The following is a 19043-nucleotide window of genomic DNA, read 5'->3' on the forward strand; positions in this document are numbered from 1 at the left end:
AGAAACGAGGGCGCCGATGGCCACCGTTGCCAAACTTGTCAAACAGAGGATTCAGGATGAGCTGGACGATCTGACACGGTCTGAACGTCAATTGGCCTCGGTCCTGTTGCAGGATTATCCGATGGCCGGTTTGCAATCGATCACCAAGCTGGCCGCTGCGGCGCAAGTTTCGACCCCGACCGTCATTCGCATGGCGCGCAAGCTTGGGTTTGACGGGTTCCCCGACTTGCAGGATGCGCTGCGCGAAGAGGTTGCGGCGCAGATCAAAAAGCCGATCTCAAAACGGGACGCCTGGGTTGTGGATGATGAGGCAGAACATCCGACAACGCGTTTTGCCCAGGCGGTATGGACCAACATGCGCCACACGCTGGAACGTCTGGACAAAGAGATGTTCGATGCCGTCGCGCGTCTTTTGGCCGAGACAGAGCGCCATCTTTACGTCGTTGGTGGCCGCATCACGCGGTCAAATGCGGATTATCTGTTCAATCACATGCAGATCATCCGGCCCAACGTCACGATGCTGGGCAATTCGGCGAATGTCTGGCCGCAATACCTTCTGGATATGGATGAATCATCCGTTCTGGTGATCTTCGACATCCGCCGTTACGAGGCGCATCTGGAGAAGCTGGCACAGGTTGCCTCGGGCCGCGGCGTCACCGTTGTTCTGTTTACGGATCAATGGGGTTCGCCGATCGGAAAGACCGCCAATTATTCATTCCACGCATTGGTCGAGGCGCCATCCAGTTGGGATTCGACCATTGCCTTGCAGTTGATCTCGGAAACGCTGATTGCCGAAGTGCAGGAGGCGCGTTGGGAAGAAAGCAAGGAGCGGATCGAAGAACTGGAGCGGTTCTTTTCCTCGACCCGGATATTTCGCAATCAGGACTGACGGGCCGAGCAGTGTCGGAAAAATTGCGCCACTAAATTTGCCACTTCCGGCTTGACGATCCCGAAAGCATGACTTAACCAGCGCAAACCATTTGCGGGTATAGCTTAATGGTAAAGCCCCTGCCTTCCAAGCAGGCTATGTCGGTTCGATTCCGTCTACCCGCTCCACGCCTTCCCTGAAATTCTGCGTCAAATGGCCCTTTCGACCTGCCGATTGCGGTTGTGATGCTTGACCATACCTGCCGCTACCTCCAAGAAAGCGGTCACTCAGTACGGTTCAGGATACAAGGGCCAGACATGGCAAGACAAGCCGCCAGCAAGCCAACGCATACCGCCGCGCCCGGAGCCTCCGAGGAACGCGCCCGTTCAAAGAAGATTGGGGTTCTGGCCTCGCTTTGGCCGTTCATGAAACCCTACAAATTCCTGATGATCGGCGCGACGCTGGCGTTGATTCTGACGGCCAGCATGACCCTGACGCTGCCATTGGCGGTGCGGCGCGTGGTCGACAATTTCCGAATTCAGGATGGAGAGCTTCTGGATTGGTATTTTCTGGCCGCGCTGGTCATCGCTGCCGTTCTGGCCGTGGGCACCGGTATTCGGTATGCGCTTGTGACCCGTCTGGGCGAACGGGTAGTGGCCGATATCCGCAAGGCGGTGTTTGATCGGGTCATCGGTATGAGCCCGGAATTCTATGAGCGAATCATGACCGGTGAGGTGCTGAGCCGGATCACCACTGACACGACGCTGATCCAATCTGTTCTCGGCTCGTCCGTGTCCATTGCCCTGCGAAACATACTGATGTTCGTCGGTGGGCTGGTTCTGATGCTGCTGACATCCGCCAAGCTGACCGGGCTGGTATTGTTGCTGATCCCGGTGGTCATCGTGCCGATCCTTGTACTTGGTCGCCGTCTGCGCGTGATCAGCCGCGAGAATCAGGACTGGATCGCGGCCTCGTCCGGCAACGCGGGTGAGGCATTGGGCGCGGTACAGACCGTTCAGGCATTTTCTCATGAACAGGCCAGCCGCCAGCAGTTCAGTGAGATGACCGAGACATCTTACAGCGTCTCGCTGCGCCGCATACAGACCCGCGCGGTGCTGACGGTGATCGTGATCTTCCTGGTTTTCTCGGGCATCGTGGGCGTTCTGTGGATGGGTGCCAATGACGTACGAAATGGCGTGATGACCGAAGGCGTTCTGATCCAGTTCGTCATCTATTCGATCATCATGGCGGGCTCGGTCGCGGCCCTGTCCGAAATCTGGAGCGAACTTCAGCGTGCCGCAGGGGCCACCGAACGTCTGGTCGAGCTGCTGCATGCAGAAGATACCGTGACCGACCCTGCCAATCCCAAAGCGCTTCCCAAGAACATTCAGGGCGAAATCCGGTTTGAAGATGTCAGCTTCCGCTATCCCGCGCGGCCCGATACGGTTGCATTGGATCATCTGTCACTTCTGGTGAAGCCAGGCGAGACGGTCGCATTCGTCGGGCCATCCGGGGCAGGAAAAACAACCGTGATCCAACTGATCCAGCGGTTCTATGATCCGAACTCGGGCCGCGTGACGCTGGACGGTCTTGATCTGCGCGACATCAACCGGTCAGATTTCCGCCGCCACATGGCTCTGGTGCCTCAGGATCCTGTGATCTTTGCTGCATCCGCGCGGGAAAACATCCGCTTTGGCCGTCTGGATGCCTCGGATGCTGAAGTCGAGGCCGCCGCCCGGGCCGCTGCCGCGCATGATTTTATTGCGGCCTTGCCCCAAGGATATGACAGCTTTGTCGGCGAACGCGGTGTCATGCTGTCTGGCGGGCAGAAGCAGCGTATTGCCATTGCCCGCGCAATCCTGCGCGACGCGCCGGTTCTGCTGCTGGACGAGGCGACTTCAGCGCTGGATGCGGAAAGCGAACGCGCAGTGCAGGGCGCGGTGGACAAGATGCGTGCCGGGCGCACGACCCTGATCGTCGCGCACAGATTGGCGACCGTTAAGAAAGCGGACCGCATCATCGTGCTAGAGGAAGGCCGCATCGTTGCACAAGGCAGTCACGAGGATCTGGTGTCTCAGGACGGGCTGTATGCACGCCTTGCCCGGTTGCAGTTCACCGATGGTGTCGCCGCAGAATAAGAGTGACGCTCCGGCACTTGCGAATTCGCCGTAGCGTCATTCTACATTTTACTCCCCCTGAAGGCTAAGGCCTCGCTTGCGCGAGGTTCGTTTTGCTTCCATCTTGGTTGCGAATAACAAGCCCGCGCAAAACGCGGGAGAATAATACGGGAGGAACCACATGGCCTTTGTGGGTTTGGAAGACAAGAAGCGTATGGAACAGGAAATGCCGTGGGAGGATCGGGATTTGCCCGTCACCTTCCATCAGCTTTTGTCGCGCACCGCAGGGAAGTTCCCCAACCACAATGCCATGAGCTTCCAACTGTTCTCGGGCCCGAAGGACAAGGCCGAGACCCTGACCTGGTCGCAACTTCTGGCTCAGGTCAACCAGGCGGCGAACCTGTTCCGCTCGCTGGGTGTGGGTGAAAAGGACGTGGTCGCTTATGTGCTGCCCAACTGCAACGAGACACTGGTCACGATGATGGGTGGTGCAGTTGCGGGGATCGTGAATCCGATCAACCCCTTGCTTGAACCGGAACAGATTGCCGCGATCCTGCGCGAGACCGGCGCCAAGGTCGTGGTGACGCTGAAATCTTTCCCAAAAACAGATGTCGCGCAGAAGGTCGAAGAGGCGGTGCGCCACGCACCCAAGGTCAATACCATTCTGGAAATCGATCTGAACCGGTATCTGACCCCGCCCAAATCATGGCTGGTGCCGTTTCTGCGCCCCAAGATGGGCGACAAGGAAAAGCTTGCCCATGCGGATTACAAGAACTTCCACACGGAACTGGCCAAGCAACCGACGACGCTGACGTTTGAAGACAGCAAGGAAGATCGTGTCGCCTGTTATTTCCATACCGGCGGTACCACGGGTATGCCGAAGGTGGCGCAGCACAAGTATTCCGGCCTGATCTACAACGGCTGGTTGGGGAACACGCTTCTGTTTGACGAAAACGACGTCATCATGTGCCCGCTGCCCATGTTCCACGTTTTTGCGGTGCATGTGATTGTGATGGCGGCCGTATCATCCGGTGCCCATGTGGTTTTCCCGACGCCACAGGGATATCGCGGCGACGGGGTGTTCGACAATTTCTGGAAGCTGATCGAGCGTTGGAAGGTGAGCTTCATCATCACCGTGCCAACCGCGATTTCAGCCAAGATGCAGCGCCCTGTCGATGCCGATATCTCAAGCGTAAAAACGGCCTTCTCGGGCTCGGCCCCGCTGCCGGTGGAACTGTTCCGCCGCTTTGAAGAAGCGACCGGCGTCACCATTGTCGAAGGGTACGGTCTGACAGAGGCCACATGTCTGGTTTCGTGCAACCCGGTGGATGGTGAGAAAAAGATCGGATCGATCGGTATTCCGTTCCCCTATACAGACGTCAAGATCTTGCAGGATGGGCCAGACGGACCGACCGAGTGCGACACTGATCAAATCGGTGAGATCTGCATCTCGAACCCTGGTGTCTATGCGGGCAATACCTATACCGAGGCCGACAAAAACGTTAACCTGTATCACTTCGACAAGTACCTGCGCACGGGCGATCTGGGGCGCTTCGACGAAGATGGGTATCTATGGATCACCGGTCGCGCGAAGGACCTGATCATTCGTGGCGGTCACAACATCGACCCTGCCGAGATCGAAGAGGCTTTGCTGGGTCACGAGGCCGTCGCTTTTGCCGGTGCCATCGGCCAGCCGGATGCGCATTCCGGTGAAGTTCCCTGCGCCTTTGTCGAACTGGTCGAGGGCGCGTCTGTCACCGAAAAAGAGCTGATGGATTACTGCAAGGTTCACGTGCATGAACGTGCGGCGCAACCCAAGCACATGACCATTCTGGATGAGCTGCCCAAAACGGCCGTTGGCAAGGTGTTCAAGCCTGAACTTCGGAAACAGGCCATCACTCGTATCTACAACGGCGCCCTCGAGGATGCCGGTTTGGCGGCGCGGGTGGTTTCCGTCATTGATGACAAGAAACGCGGCCTCGTTGCGCAGCTTGACGCGAACGGATCTTCGGAAGACGATGTTGCAAAAGTGCTGGGCGTATACACCCGGCCATGGGAGTGGTCTGAATAAGCCGGAGGGACAATGGACTATGAACGCCTGATCGACGAAGAAACCTGGGCGTTCATACGTCGCACGTCAGAAAGCTATCCCGATGACGCGGTCGAGCTGTCGATCGAGGATCAGCGCCGTGTCTATGACACCATGTGTCAGGACTTTCGCCAACCACGCCCGGCTGGCGTTGAAACTCAGGACCGGGCGGCCGATGGTGTTCCGGTTCGAATTTACTCTGCCGGGCAACCAACCCGAACCGTCATCTATTTTCATGGTGGCGGTTTCGTTGTTGGTGGTCTGGAAAGTCACGACGATGTTTGCGCTGAATTATGCACCCAAACCGGGTACCGGGTCGTCGCCGTCGATTACCGGCTGTGCCCTGAACATGTGCACCCGGCACAGTTTGATGACTGTTGGAGCGCTGCGAACTGGGCCGCAAATGAATTCGGAGACCCTTTGATTTTGGCCGGTGACAGCGCGGGTGGAAATCTGGCTGCTGCCGTATCCCATTACGCGCGCGGGCGTTTGGACGGGATTCTGGGGCAGGTGCTGATCTATCCGGGCCTCGGAGGGGACCGCAGTCAGGGGTCCTACCAGGAACATGCCCAGGCCCCCTTGCTGACGTTGGACGAAATCAGGTTCTATGAAACCGTCCGATGCGCGGGCGATCCGCCCCAGGGCGATCCGACCTATGCGCCATTGCAGGACAGTGACTTTTCAAACCTGCCGCCGACCGTGGTTGTAACGGCTGATTGCGATCCGCTGCGTGACGACGGGCAAGTTTATTGCAGTCGGATCAATGCGGCGGGCGGGCAGGCCCACTGGATCAATGAATTCGGTCTTGTGCACGGGTATCTGCGCGCACGAACCGCGGTGAAACGTGCGGCCGACAGTTTTGAGCGTATCTCGGTTGCGATAGAAGCGCTGGGGCAGGGGATCTGGTCCTACGACTGATGCAGTGAATTGAAGGCTCTGGTCCTTTTGGGGCCTGCATGCCGAAAACCGGCTGGCTGTGGTAAGCTCACTCGAATTTTCCGAGGAGATCTTACCTTATGGCCGACCCCTTTCAGAACGTCGATGCCGCAGGGCCTGAATTCATCAAGCTGTTTGCGGATTCGATGGACCAGCGGCAAGCGGACCCGACGATGGAGCGGATCGTGGCCGCGTATCTGGGTCACCTGAACCTGACGGATGCATCGACGGTTGTTGAAGTTGGCGCCGGTGCAGGCGCCGTCACACGTCGCATCGCATCACACTGCCACCCGGCGAAGGTCATAGGTTTCGAACCTTCGAAAGGATTTGTCTCGGAAGCCAACACGCGGGCCAAGGAGTATTCGAACCTGACTTTCAAGGTTGCCGACGGTGCCGCGCTTCCGCTGGAGGATGATGCCGTCGATGCGGTTATCATGCACACGGTGCTCACGCATGTAGAAGACCCCAAATCGTTGGTTGCCGAGGCCTTCAGAGTGCTGAAACCCGATGGGATCTTGATCGTCTGTGACGCTGATTTCTCAAAAGCGACCTTCAGTGCCTTTCCGAATGATCCTCTGGATATGTGTGCAAAGGAATTTGTACGCGAGTTTGTGACCGATCCTTTTGTCGTCGCAAAACTCAGGTCAATGATTTCCGATGCCGGACTTTCCGTGCAACATTTTGACGTGCAAAGCAGAGTTGTCTCGACACCCGAGCAGATGTTGCCTTGGGTCGACCTGACCACCAAGCAAATGTACGAGCGGGGTGATATCGGAAAAGAACTGGCAGAGGGGCTTGTGGCCGAGCACGAAAGACGTGCTCGAAACGGGTCCCTTTACGGATATCAGGTGTTTGCGACAGTGGTGGCTGCGAAGGCCGCATGAGCGGCCCCGAAGCTGCTTGCGTGTTACCGCAGAAACGGTTCGGCCTTCATTGTCTCTGCAATGGGGGCGCCCATTCGGCTCAGGATGGTCGGGGCCAATTGCAATTGGCTTATGACGGTCTCGGAGTCCGGTCCTTCGGCGTCGCCGAAATAATACAGCGCCGTTTCCTGTTGCAGCGGGCCGCGCCCGCCGTGGTGCCCACGCTCGTCCTGGCCGTGATCCGCGGTGACGATCACTTCATATCCCAACTGGCGCCAGCGGGGGATGAAAGGGGCCAGCATCTCGTCGGCGACAAAGCAAGCGTGATCCATTTCTTCACAATCGTGGAAGAAACGGTGTCCCATACTGTCCAGCGTGCAGGTGTGCAGAATGCCATAGTCCAGCCCGAAACGAAGGCACAGATTGGTCAGAGTGGCATACAGGTCGACATCGGATGGCGTCATCTGATTGGCTTTGCCATAGCCCGTCATGCTGTGAAAACGGCCATGGTTGATCGTCGCGCTTTCGGGTTCGTCATATTCGATGTCGCGGACGTAATCGAAGGGATGACGGTTGAAGAACTGCGACCAATAGCTGTGTGTCACCGCCCCGGTCACGCCGCCGGCTTCACGCACCTGGCTGAACACGTCCTTGTGGCTCAGCCGGAAGACATTTCCATTTCCGGTACAGCCATGCTCTTGCGGTGTAACGCCGGTGTGGATCGACGCATAGCAACTGGCCGATGTCGAAGGCAGCACCGCGCGCAGTTTCCAAAGCCGTGCGTCTCCGCTGTCGACCCAGCCTTCGAGATTGCCGAACAGGCGACGAAAGTTGCGATAGGGGACACCGTCCAGAATGATGAGAAGTAGCTTGCGGTCCATGTCGAGGCCCTTTGAGAGACATTGCGTTCCGGCGACCCTAAGAGATTTGACGTCCTCGGGCTGCCACTTTGCGCCCCCAATAGCAAAATCCCGACACCTGTCTTCAAACAAGGTGCCGGGATTTCAAACCTTCATCGAAATGTCACGAACCGGATCAGTTGCCGGCGCTTTCCATCTTGCGATGGGCGACAACCTCTTCCAGCCAGCCCAGATGCATTTCAGGCACCGAACTGAGCAGCAGGTCGGTATAATCGTCGAAGGGCGGGCTCAGCACCTGGCTCTTCGAGCCATAACGGGCCACGCGACCCTGATACATCACCGCGATGCTGTCGCTGATCGCGCGGACCGTCGCCAGATCATGGGTGATGAACAGATAGGCCACATCTTCGATCTTTTGCAGATCCAGCAGCAGCTTGAGGATCCCGTCTGCCACCAGCGGATCCAGAGCCGAAGTGACCTCGTCACAGATGATCATCTTGGGCTTGGCTGCCAGTGACCGGGCGATACAGACCCGCTGTTTCTGACCTCCGGACAGTTCCGCAGGATAGCGGTCGATGAACTTTTCGCCCAACTCAATCTCATCCAACAGCTCGATGATCCGCTTGCGCTTTTCAGCGCCACGCATGTTGAAATAGAACTCCAACGGGCGGCCGATGATGGTGCCGACGGTCTGGCGTGGGTTCATTGCCACGTCTGCCATCTGATAGATCATCTGCAACTCGCGCAGATCCTCGCGAGAACGCCCCGCAAGGTCCGGCGACAGCGTGCGACCGGCAAAACGGATCTCGCCATCGCGCGGCGGCAACAGGCCGGTGATCACCCGGGCCAGCGTGGATTTGCCCGAACCGGATTCGCCCACGACCGCCAGCGTCTGCCCCGGATGAAGCTCGACATTGACGTTGTGCAGCACGTCGAAGTTCAGTCCCTTGTAGCGCGCGGTGATCCCGTCAACGGTAAGCAGTGGTTCCGGTGTGGGCTGCTTTTCTTCGTGCTCGATCGAACGCACCGAGACCAAAGCCTGAGTATATTCTTCCTGCGGGTTGTTGATGATCTGATCGGTGCTGCCGTATTCGACTGTGTCACCCATCCGCAGAACCATGATATCGTCGCTGACCTGCGCAACAACCGCCAGGTCATGCGTGATGTACAAAGCGGCAACGCCGGTATCGCGTATGGCATCCTTGATCGCCATAAGAACATCGATCTGGGTGGTAACATCCAGCGCCGTGGTCGGTTCGTCGAACACCACCAGATCGGGCTCAGGACACAGTGCCAATGCAGTCATGCAACGCTGCAACTGACCGCCCGAAACCTGGTGCGGATAACGGTTGCCGATGTTGTCAGGGTCGGGCAAACCCAGCTTTGCGAACAGCTCACGCGCGCGGGCCTCGGCCTCTTTGCGCGAAAACTTCTTGTGCTCGACAGCCGCTTCGACAACCTGATCCATGATCTTCTTGGCCGGGTTGAACGACGCGGCGGCAGATTGCGAGACATAGGCAACCTCACCCCCGCGCAGATTCCGGATATCGCCATGCGATGATTTCAGAATGTCGCGCCCGTTGACCCAGACCTCACCGCCGGTGATTTCGACGCCACCCCGGCCATAGGCCATCGAGGCAAGACCGATGGTGGATTTCCCAGCGCCGGATTCACCAATCAGACCCAATACTTTGCCGCGCTCGAGGTCAAAGCTGACCCCGTGCACGATTTCGATGTCATGGGGTTTCTCACCCGGTGGGTAAACGGTCGCACCGATCTTGAGGTCACGGACCTTGAGAAGGGTATCACTCATCCCCGACCTCCTTTCAACGATGTGGTTCGGTTCAGGATCCAGTCAGCCACAAGGTTGACCGAGATCGCGAGCGTCGCGATGGCCACCGCGGGGTACAGGGCCGCGCCAATGCCATACACGATGCCGTCCTTGTTTTCCTTCACGATGCCACCCCAGTCGGCCAGCGGCGGTTGAACGCCGAGACCCAGGAAGGACAGGGTAGAGATGAACAGCACCATGAAAATGAACCGCAGGCCGAACTCGGCCACCAGCGGTGACAATGCGTTCGGCAGGATTTCCCGGAAGATGATCCATGTCCGCCCCTCACCACGCAGTTTGGCGGCTTCGACATAGTCCATCACGTTGATGTCCACGGCGACGGACCGCGAGAGGCGATAGGGACGTGTCGCATCCAGAAGACCCATGACAAGGATCAGGATTGGGACGGTGACCGGAACGATGGCCAGAATGACCAGCGCAAGGATCAGGGTAGGGATCGACATGATCAGATCGACCGTCCGGCTAAGCGCCTGATCCGCCCAACCGCCCAGAACGGCGGCCAGAAGACCAAGCGATGTGCCGGTCAAGAAGCTGAGCAATGTTGCTGCGGCGGCAATGAAGATCGTCGTGCGACCGCCATAGATCATGCGGGTCAGCAGGTCGCGGCCGATATTGTCGGTGCCCAGCAGGTGTTCGGCGCTGGCCGGCTCCCATACATCGCCGACCACTTCCGCCATCCCGTAAGGCGCGATCAACGGGGCAGCAATGGCCACGAAGAAATAGGCGCCGGTGAATATGAGGCCAATCAGTGCCGAAATCGGGATGTTTTTCATTTCGGATGCCTCAGTCTTGGGTTGGCGAGGATCGAGACGATATCCGCGACCATGTTCAGGCCGATGTAAACAGCCGCGAACACCACGCCGCAGGCCAGAACAACCGGCACGTCACGTTTGGTCACGGCGTCCACAAGGTACTGCCCCATGCCGGGATAGACGAACACGACTTCGACCACGACGACGCCAACAACGAGGTAGGCGAGGTTCAGCATGACAACGTTCACGATGGGCGAAATTGCGTTGGGAAAGGCATGCCGCGCAATGACCTGAAACGTGCTCAGACCCTTGAGTTCGGCCGTTTCGATATAGGCTGATTGCATGAGGTTCAGAATTGCAGCGCGGGTCATCCGCATCATCTGCGCCAGGACCACCAGTGTCAGAACGAAGGCCGGCAGCGCAATCGCGTTCAGTTTTTGCCAGAACGACATCGAGTCGTTGATCATCGCAAGCGAGGAAAACCATCCCAGCTTGACTGAGATGTAGTAGATCACGACGTAGCCGATCAGGAACTCGGGGATGGAAACCGTTGTCAGCGTGACGGCGGAAATCAGTTTGTCGGGCCAGCGATTGCGGAACCGGACAGCCAGAAGACCCAGAAAGATCGCAAGCGGGACGGATACGATTGCCGCGACACAAGCCAGGAACAACGTGTTCCCGAGGCGTTTTCCGATGCTCTCGGCAATATCAAGCTTGTTGGTCAGCGATTGGCCAAGGTCGCCCTGAACGATGCCGCCCAGCCATTCAAAATAACGGGTCAGGGCTGGGCGGTTCAGGCCCATTTCTTCGCGAAGGTTGGCCAAGGCCTCGGGGGTTGCGGACTGCCCCAGGACGGCTTGCGCGGCGTCTCCGGGAAGAGCTTCGGTCAGGCCAAAAATCAAGGCCGAAGCGCCGAAAAGCAATAGAATTCCCAGCGCGAGGCGCTGGGAAACCAGTTTTATGATAGGATGCATTATCCGAAGCCCGTATCAGACGAACCACAATTGACGCGAAACTTGGCCATTCATCAACTCAAGCCCCGGGTTCGATTCCCATCCATCCAACAGGTTGCTCATGCCCTCGACACTGTCGTTAAACATCGGGCAAATCAAGCCGCCATCATCCCTGATCATCATACCCATCTGCGAGTATAGCTCCTTGCGTTTTGCGGGATCCAATTCAGCACGAGCCGCAAACAAGAGATCATCAAAAGCTGGAACCTTGAAGCGCGTATCGTTCCAGTCTGAGCTGGAAAGGTAGGTCGTGGCGTACATCTGATCCTGGACAGGACGTCCACTCCAATATGATGCGCAGAACGGCTGAACGTTCCAGATTTCATTCCAATAGCCGTCACCGGGTTCACGCTTGATATCGAGGGTAATACCAGCTTGGGCGGCTGTTTGCTGGAATAGAGCTGCCGCATCCACCGCCCCTGGGAACGCGACGTCGGATGTCCGAAGAACGATGGGCGATCCGTCATGTCCCGACTTCTTGTAGTGTTCTGCCGCCTTTTCAAGGTCGAACTCGCGTTGAGGAATTGTTTCATCAAACAGAGGATAGGCTGCGTTAATCGGCATATCGTTCCCGACCGAACCATATCCACGCAGAATCTTATCTACCATTTCCTCGCGATTGATTGCGTATTTCAGCGCCATCCTCAGATCGTGATTGTCAAAAGGTGCAGTATCCACATGCATAACAAAGACATAGTGGCCACGTCCGGGCGTGGAATGGACCGTCAGGTTTGGGGCCCGGCCGAGAAGATCGGCGACTTTTGGTTCTACTCGGTTGATCAGTTGAACCTGTCCTGATTGTAGTGCTGCGGTACGCGCAGTTGCGTCATTGATTACGATATTTTCGACGCTGTCAAAATGACCGTCATCATTCCAATAGTTCGCAAACTTTGTAAACAAGTGACGCACACCGGGTTCGTCTACTTCCACTTTGTATGGTCCGGTTCCGATACCTGCTCCGGGATTGTCCATGCCGCCATCGGGCTGGATGATCAGGTGGTAGTCGGCCATCAGGTACGGAAGGTCAGCGTTTGGCTCGGACAGAGTGACCTGGAAATTGTCGCCATCGGCTTTCATTGACTCGATGCCCTTCATGATACCAAGGGCACCAGACTTGGAGTCTTCGTTCGAGTGGCGCTGCATTGTCTTCAGCACGTCCTCGCTGGTCATGGTTTTGCCGTTGTGGAATTCGACGCCCTGACGCAGTTTGAACGTCCAAACCTTGGCATCCGCGCTGCCTTCGACGCTTTCGGCTAACCTGGGTTCGATTGTTCCGTCGGCAGCAACTTCGACCAAGCCGTCGCCAAAGTGGCGCCCGTTCATGTATGGAACCGAACTTGCATAAGTCGCTGGATCCAAAGAGTTTGTTGACTCACCGCCTTGCAAGCCCAGCTTCAGGTCACCGCCTTTTTTCGGGCCTGCCGCGCGTGCTGCGTCTGCGAACATCGTGCTGGCCACCGCCGCCGAAACACCCAGGGCCGCGGCTTTCCCCATGAATTCGCGGCGAGTCATCTTCCCGGCTGTGACCTGACCGGCCATATGCGTTATTTGTTCATTCATTGAGTGTCTCCCTATTGAGTGGTTCCAGCCCCTTGGGGGGCTTTTTGTTGACGCATGAGTCAACGTTGGCTTATTTCCGCGAACCGGGCAAGGTTATTTCTCCTAAATGCCGAGGGCCGAAGCCTTCGCTTTGTTGCCCAGTGTGCGGCAATTGCTGAGTGGGTGTTCAGATACATTCTGCATTTTCGGGTAGTTTCTGGTCGATTGCGGGCCAAAGCGGCATGATAAGCGTCAATTCATCCACGTATCGCGACAACCAGATCCATGACATTGGTGCCGGTTGGCCCGGTTGTCAGCAGGCCTTGGACTTTTTCCAGGAAAGACCCGCTATCGGCTTTGCGAAGGGCGCGTTCGGCGCCCTCACCCCAGGTTGCTCCGGTTATGATTCCACCCGCCGCATTTGTCGGGCCATCCGTGCCGTCGGTGCCGCCCACAATCACCGCAAGATCCGTTTGTCCCGCGATCTCTTTTGCCAAAGCAAGCGCAAGGGCCTGATTTCTACCGCCACGTCCCGGGTGATCAGGCAAGACCACGGTCGGTTCTCCGCCAAAGATCATCACGCCCTTTTCCATTCCGCGCAGCATGGGCCCAAGACGCGCCGCGACCTGCAAATAGTCGTCGTGCAGGGCCTCATCATTGGTCAAAACCCTCAGCCCCATTGTTTCCGCTGCTTTGGCGGCGGCATTGCGGGCATGCGCGTTCGAAGCGACGATCCGGGTGCTGGCGGCAAAGGAATGAGTGTCGGGCAATGCTCCGATTCCCGATCCGATGACGTTCAGATCGTCTCCGGGCACATCCGAAATCGCCAGAACGGTGGCGCGGTCTCCGGCGAAATGGGACAGCAGGCCGCCGCCCTTGATGCGCGACAGCTTGCGCCGCTCGGCATTCATTGCGCGGATATCCAGCCCCTTCGACAGCAGCTCACGGTTCAACGCCTCGAGATCCGCCAGCGAAGTTCCGGGAAGCAGGTCCTCGGCCAGGGATGACGCGCCGCCCGAGACCAGCAGCAGCACATGTGATCCGGGCCCCATCTGTTCCATGGCCAGGCGCAGGGCCCGTCCGCCCGCCAGGCTGCGGTCGTCCGGAACGGGGTGTGATGCTTCGATCACCTCGACCCCGGCCGGCAGGTCGTGGCCATGCCCGTCTTTGGTGACCACAAGCGTGGGGATGGCGCCGAAATGTTCCAGCGCAGCCCGCGCCATGGCTGCGGCGGGTTTGCCCACGGCCAGAATACGGTCTGGTTTCGGGACATCAGGCAAGGCGGCCAGGGTGGCCTCATACCCGCCGACGGCATCAACACCGGCCTGCCACAACCTGACAGCTTGCTTTTCAATATTCATCAATTCTCCACCCAGATCGTGACCGGCCCGTCATTTACAAGCTCAACCGCCATATCCGCGCCGAACTGGCCGGTTTCCACGGCGACGCCCTGCGCGGCAAGGTGCTCTGCGAAGACCTTGTACAACTGCTCTCCCAGCTCGGGCGGGGCCGCGTTTGAAAATCCGGGGCGATTGCCGCTGGAGGTGTCCGCCGCCAGTGTGAACTGGCTGACCACCAAAGCAGAGCCTTCAACATCCAGAAGCGAGCGGTTCATCTTGCCGGCGTCATCCTTGAAAATCCGCAGTTTCGCGGTTTTCTCGGCCAGTTTTTCCGCCTGTGCCTTGCTGTCGCCCTGCATGGCGCAGACAAGAATCATGAGCCCGGGGCCAGTTTTGCCGATGACGGTGCCTTCGACCGACACTTTGGCCTGTGTCACCCTTTGCAGCAATGCGCGCACTTGGTTCCTCCCCCCGAAACGTTGAGCCTGCCTGAGCGACGGTTTAGCCGCGCCAGTCCACAAAGTCACCCAATGCCGCGCGTTCCGTACGGAAGCTGTTTGCAGGATGATCTATATCCGAATAGCCAAAGGAAATTGCGCACAGGATCAGCCGGTCATCGGGGATCTGAAAATACTGATGCAAAAAAGGGCTGTACGCCGCCAATGCCGCTTGCGGGATGGTTGCCACGCCCAATGCCTGAGCGGCGAGCGCAAAAGCCGTGACAAAGCCGCCGCAATCCATTGCACCATAAGGTCCCAGCTCTGCCGGGCTTGAGATGATGGCACAATGTGGTGCGCCAAAGAGGGCGAAGTTCTGCATCATTTGCTGCGCCGAACCTTCGCGGTCCCCCCGTTCTATGCCAACCGCGTTGTAAAGCGCCCAGCCGCACGTCCGGCGCCGGTCTTGATACACGCCGGAGTAGGAAACGGGAAAAGGAAGATCGGGGGCCGGCGTGCCGTTCCTGGCTTCGTTTGACATCGCGTCGCGGAACCTGTCGGTTTCGTCTTTGCTGGTGATGACCAATTGCCAAGGTTGCGCATTGCACCAGCTTGGCACCCGGGACGCGCTGGCCACGATCTGTTCGATGTCACCACGTGGCACCGGGTCGGGCCGAAAGGCGCGGCAGGAATGGCGCGCGGTCAGAAGCGTGTTCAGGTCGGCCAGGGTCACGTCGTCTTCTCCTCCGGGGCAGCCGGCGGCAGGATGGGTGAGAAGCCGGGGATGTTCAAGGGGTTCCGCCGCACAGATTTCAGCTGGGGCTCCTGAAGGTCATTGCTGTCCGGTCGCCATCAGGTATCCGATGCCTGCGGCAACCAGCAGGCCAAGCACAACGGCGATCGTGATCTTGATTGCCGACCAAGGGCGCTCTCCCTGAACCCGGCCGGTCCGGCCGTTCACCACGAAACGATAGGTCTGACCACGATACTTGTACGCCGCCAACCAGACCGGCAGCAGGATATGTTTGAACGTGACATCGCGCACATCGGTGTCCACTGCATGGATGCGTTGCCTGTCGCCTCCAATATCAAATCGCACGTCCCGCTCGATCACGCGGGCCATATATGCGCGTGCTTCGGCATATCCATCTTTCAGCTCGACCGTATAGGCCTCGGCCCGAAAACCGGCGAGGTACTCTGGCTGGTAAGGTTCCAGAGCCGGGAGATCCCAAGGCTCCAGAGCATCCGTGTAAGCCTTGGGCAGGGACCTTGAGGCCAACACCAGCACGTCGTCGAAAAACCGCGCCACCCGGCCCGACTTGGGCGTCCAGCGGACCTTGGGCACCTGTTGTTGCACCCGTTTGCCATCCCGCATGACGGTGCGGGTTTCATAGTAGACTGTGCCGCGCTCTCCGCGATAGGCCGACTTCGTATCGGCGTCGAAGGTCCAGTAGGGCACATAGATGCCCTGCATCCTGCGGCCCTTGCGGGCATAATCCTTCAACCCGTTCGGCGCGAACCACAACCTTCCCAGCCAGTCGCTCATGGCTTTGTGGGCGGCGCGTTCGTCCAGCGCAAAGGGCAGAACGCCTTTCGGTTTGATATGCCGGTTCACCCCGGTGTCCGTCACGACCGGGGTGGCGCAGAACGGACATTCCGCAGCATGGGTGTCGGGATCAAATTCAACCTGCGCTGCACAGTTCGGGCAGGACAGAACCCGCGTCTCTTCGATTTCGCTGTCAGGCAGGCGGTCGGCGATGGCCGCGTCGAAATCCAGCTCGCGCAGGCTGGCGCCGCCCCAGGGGCCTGCACCGATCGGTTCGGAATGGCCACAGTGATCGCAGATCAGCGTGCCGGATTTCGGATCGAACCGATAATCCGCGCCGCACTGGTCACACGGGAAACGATGTTCCGTGAAATCAGGCGATGGGGCAGGGGCATCCGTCATGATACGCTCAGTTCTTGAGGGGGAAGTAGAGATAGTCCGCGCGGTCTTCCTCGGGCAGGACATGCGGCAGCATCGCGGCCTCGCAGGCCCCGATCGTTCTGAAATTGTGGCGCCCCTCGGCCAGCGTCAGGCCGTGATTGGCCGCCGAGGGCTCTCGCGGGTTGGTGTCATAGTAGACGTCCTCGTCCTCCCAGAAGCAGATCGGGCAGATCAGGTACTTTCCACGTTCCGAAAGGGTGACATAGTCGCAGCAGGGGCAGACGAAATGCGGTTCGGGGCGCGTTTTGCGTCTGCTCTTTTTCGAGCGCTTACCAAGGCCGGCCATGCGCTGCCCTCAGGCGCCGGGCGGTGGAGGCGGCAGGATCGTGAACAGCTGCGCCAGCTCCTGCACCTCACCGGCCTTCTTCCAGCCGTCCTGACCGGGCGTCCACACGAAAGTGTCCCGCGTAATCTCGCCCTCACTGGCCATGCGGCCCATCTTGGCCTTCGAGAACGGGCCGCTGGTCTGACCGTCCACCGCGATGTGCCACACATGCTCGACCGGCGGCGGAGGCGGCGGGGCCACTTGCGCGGCCGGTTGCGGGGCAGCGGGCGCGGGCGCGCCCCACGGGCCTGACGGCTGACCCGCTGCCATGTTCGACATCTGGTTCGCCATCGCCATGCCCATGCCCATGCCAAGGCCGGCACCCATGCCGCCGCCACCGCTTTGCGAACTGGCTGCTGCCGTCATCGCCTCGGCCGCGGAATACTGGGTGAACTTGCCCAGATCGCCCGCCAGCCCCATCGAGGTGCGCTTGTCCAGCGCCGCCTCGACCGCCGGCGGCAACGAGATGTTTTCGATGTAGAATTCCGGCATCTCCAGCCCATAACCGTCCAGCACGGGCGAAACCTCGGCTGCGATCAGCTTGCCCAGATCGGCGGTGTTGGCGGCCATGTCCAGAACCGGAATGCCCGAGCCCGCGATCACCCGGCTGAATTCCTGCACGATGATGTTGCGGATCTGAAAGCTGATCTCGTCCATGGTGAATTCGCCATCGGTGCCCACGATCTCGACCAGAAATTTGGCCGGGTCCTTCACCCGGATCGTGTAGGTGCCATAGGCGCGGATCCGGGTGGGGCCGAATTCGGGGTCGCGCAGCATGATCGGGTTCTTGGTGCCCCATTTCAGGTCGTTGAACCGGGTCGTGTTGACGAAATAGATCTCGGACTTGAACGGCGACTGGAACCCGTGATCCCAATGTTGCAGCGTCGTCATGATCGGCATGTTGTTGGTTTCAAGCATGTAGAGGCCCGGCGTGAACACGTCGGCCAGCTGGCCTTCGTGCACGAATACGGCCGCCTGGCCTTCGCGCACGGTCAGCTTGGCGCCATACTTGATCTCGTGGCCTTCGCGCTCGAACCGCCAGACCATCGTGTCACGGGTGTCGTCCACCCAATGAATGACATCAATAAATTCTCCGGTCAGAAAATCGAAAATTCCCATCTGGGTTCTCCTGTCATCGGGGTCAGAGCGGCTGACCCATCAATTCATGTGCGATTATTCGTACAATGGGTCGCGCTTCATCAACGCTTACGCCGGGCTGCAAGCGTGGGTCATACAACATCGTCAGCAGCTTTTCGTCGTGACTGGTCAGCAAGGCAAATTCGTCATCATCGTTGAAAATCGAAGGTCGCGCTGTCGGGCTGTCATTGGACAAACCAAGACCCTGAGCAATTTCTTCGTGAATGCAGCTTTGGCGACCCAGATCCGTCAATTCCGCCCGAATGAGGGATACGGCACGTACGTATCTGTGTGGTGATGAAGTCGTTGCCGATGCAAACACCAGACAGTCGAAATTAGCACGTGGATTGGCCACCAGATTCAGCGAGTCCTGACTGATATTCGGGATCAGCTGCTTCAGGCGGGACACGACATAGGCGCTGTCATCCTTGCCTGCAAAAAAGACATGGAAATTGGCGTTGCGAGAGACGACGGAAACCGGATGATCGGTCAATCTGGCCAGTCGGGTGGCAAAGGACCGCACCTGATCTGCATCTTTCTGCCGTGCAGAAGGAAGCACGGAGGGCCCGAACTCGGTCTGTATGCGGACAGAGCCGGACCATCGGCTGAGTTGCCCGTCCGTCTGACGCGAGCCAACCGAGACGCTTTGCGTCGGATACTCGCTGTAGAACGCAATCGCTTCGAAATTCCGCGCCAGATCGTCGGCATCATAGGGGGTGTCCGGGCCACCCCCATCGGTGCGCAAAAGCCCCCGCACCAGCAAATCCCGTTCAACCCGCTGATAAAAACGCGCCAGATCCTGGCTTGCGGCCGACGGCGGCACATAGGCATTGGCTGCCACGGGTACGGGTGTCGGGCGAGGTTGCGGAACAACGGATGACGTCAGGGTCTCGTCGCAATTGGCCAGAGCCAAAAGCGATACCATCCC

17 protein-coding genes and 1 tRNA gene are annotated in these 19043 nt (G+C 58.6%); 6 read left to right on the forward strand and 12 right to left on the reverse strand.

The features are described 5' to 3' along the window. The first annotated feature begins 16 nt into the window (after nt 1-16). From GS612_RS02930 to GS612_RS02955, 6 genes are all read left to right on the forward strand, one after another. Entirely contained in the window at nt 17-889 is an 873-nt protein-coding gene (locus tag GS612_RS02930; protein WP_171114706.1) for a MurR/RpiR family transcriptional regulator, read from the forward strand. 93 nt (nt 890-982) lie between these two features. Further along, a tRNA-Gly gene (locus GS612_RS02935) sits at nt 983-1056 on the forward strand. 129 nt (nt 1057-1185) lie between these two features. Continuing rightward, the gene (locus GS612_RS02940; RefSeq protein ID WP_171329516.1) at nt 1186-3006 is read left to right on the forward strand and encodes an ABC transporter transmembrane domain-containing protein; all 1821 of its coding nucleotides are present in this window, start codon (nt 1186-1188) and stop codon (nt 3004-3006) included. A 160-nt stretch (nt 3007-3166) separates the two neighbouring features. Continuing rightward, entirely contained in the window at nt 3167-5056 is a 1890-nt protein-coding gene (locus GS612_RS02945; protein ID WP_152458802.1) for an acyl-CoA synthetase, read from the forward strand. Nucleotides 5057-5068: 12 nt separating this feature from the next. Then, the gene (locus GS612_RS02950) at nt 5069-5992 is read left to right on the forward strand and encodes an alpha/beta hydrolase (RefSeq protein WP_171639036.1); all 924 of its coding nucleotides are present in this window, start codon (nt 5069-5071) and stop codon (nt 5990-5992) included. 98 nt (nt 5993-6090) lie between these two features. Next, nucleotides 6091-6894, forward strand: a complete 804-nt coding sequence (locus tag GS612_RS02955) for a methyltransferase domain-containing protein (RefSeq protein ID WP_171639037.1) — start codon at nt 6091-6093, stop codon at nt 6892-6894. Between the two features lie 23 nt (nt 6895-6917). Here the strand turns inward: GS612_RS02955 and GS612_RS02960 are convergent, their stop codons facing one another. The 12 genes from GS612_RS02960 to GS612_RS03015 form a co-directional block, all read right to left on the reverse strand. Beyond that, nucleotides 6918-7754, reverse strand: a complete 837-nt coding sequence (locus GS612_RS02960; RefSeq protein ID WP_171639038.1) for an alkaline phosphatase family protein — start codon at nt 7752-7754, stop codon at nt 6918-6920. A 154-nt stretch (nt 7755-7908) separates the two neighbouring features. After that, the gene (locus tag GS612_RS02965) at nt 7909-9546 is read right to left on the reverse strand and encodes an ABC transporter ATP-binding protein (protein ID WP_152458795.1); all 1638 of its coding nucleotides are present in this window, start codon (nt 9544-9546) and stop codon (nt 7909-7911) included. Further along, on the reverse strand, nt 9543-10358 hold the full coding sequence (locus GS612_RS02970; RefSeq protein WP_152458793.1) for an ABC transporter permease: 816 nt from the start codon (nt 10356-10358) through the stop codon (nt 9543-9545). Before GS612_RS02970 ends, GS612_RS02965 begins: the two co-directional genes overlap by 4 nt. Beyond that, the gene (locus GS612_RS02975; RefSeq protein ID WP_152458791.1) at nt 10355-11311 is read right to left on the reverse strand and encodes an ABC transporter permease; all 957 of its coding nucleotides are present in this window, start codon (nt 11309-11311) and stop codon (nt 10355-10357) included. The genes GS612_RS02970 and GS612_RS02975 overlap by 4 nt, the downstream gene beginning before the upstream one ends. Nucleotides 11312-11326: 15 nt before the next feature. Continuing rightward, nucleotides 11327-12910, reverse strand: coding sequence for an ABC transporter substrate-binding protein (locus GS612_RS02980; RefSeq protein WP_171114721.1), 1584 nt, complete (start codon nt 12908-12910; stop codon nt 11327-11329). A 236-nt stretch (nt 12911-13146) separates the two neighbouring features. Beyond that, nucleotides 13147-14250 (reverse strand): DUF4147 domain-containing protein, encoded by a 1104-nt coding sequence (locus tag GS612_RS02985; RefSeq protein WP_171639039.1) that lies wholly within the window; start codon nt 14248-14250, stop codon nt 13147-13149. Further along, nucleotides 14250-14687 carry a D-aminoacyl-tRNA deacylase gene (dtd, locus tag GS612_RS02990; protein WP_171639040.1) on the reverse strand — a complete coding sequence of 146 codons (438 nt, stop codon included), beginning with the start codon at nt 14685-14687 and terminating at the stop codon, nt 14250-14252. The genes GS612_RS02985 and dtd overlap by 1 nt, the downstream gene beginning before the upstream one ends. 43 nt (nt 14688-14730) lie before the next feature. Then, complete coding sequence (locus tag GS612_RS02995; protein ID WP_171639041.1) at nt 14731-15399, reverse strand: nitroreductase family protein; 669 nt, start codon at nt 15397-15399, stop codon at nt 14731-14733. A gap of 99 nt (nt 15400-15498) precedes the next feature. Beyond that, complete coding sequence (locus tag GS612_RS03000; RefSeq protein ID WP_171639042.1) at nt 15499-16614, reverse strand: TFIIB-type zinc finger domain-containing protein; 1116 nt, start codon at nt 16612-16614, stop codon at nt 15499-15501. A gap of 7 nt (nt 16615-16621) precedes the next feature. Further along, the gene (locus GS612_RS03005) at nt 16622-16939 is read right to left on the reverse strand and encodes a CPCC family cysteine-rich protein (RefSeq protein WP_171639043.1); all 318 of its coding nucleotides are present in this window, start codon (nt 16937-16939) and stop codon (nt 16622-16624) included. 9 nt (nt 16940-16948) lie between these two features. After that, on the reverse strand, nt 16949-18097 hold the full coding sequence (locus tag GS612_RS03010; RefSeq protein ID WP_171639044.1) for an SPFH domain-containing protein: 1149 nt from the start codon (nt 18095-18097) through the stop codon (nt 16949-16951). Between the two features lie 22 nt (nt 18098-18119). Further along, entirely contained in the window at nt 18120-19040 is a 921-nt protein-coding gene (locus GS612_RS03015; protein WP_171639045.1) for a DUF2927 domain-containing protein, read from the reverse strand. Nucleotides 19041-19043: the final 3 nt, after the last annotated feature.

The organism is Ruegeria sp. HKCCD6157 (genome assembly GCF_013110685.1).
Lineage (GTDB): Bacteria > Pseudomonadota > Alphaproteobacteria > Rhodobacterales > Rhodobacteraceae > Ruegeria.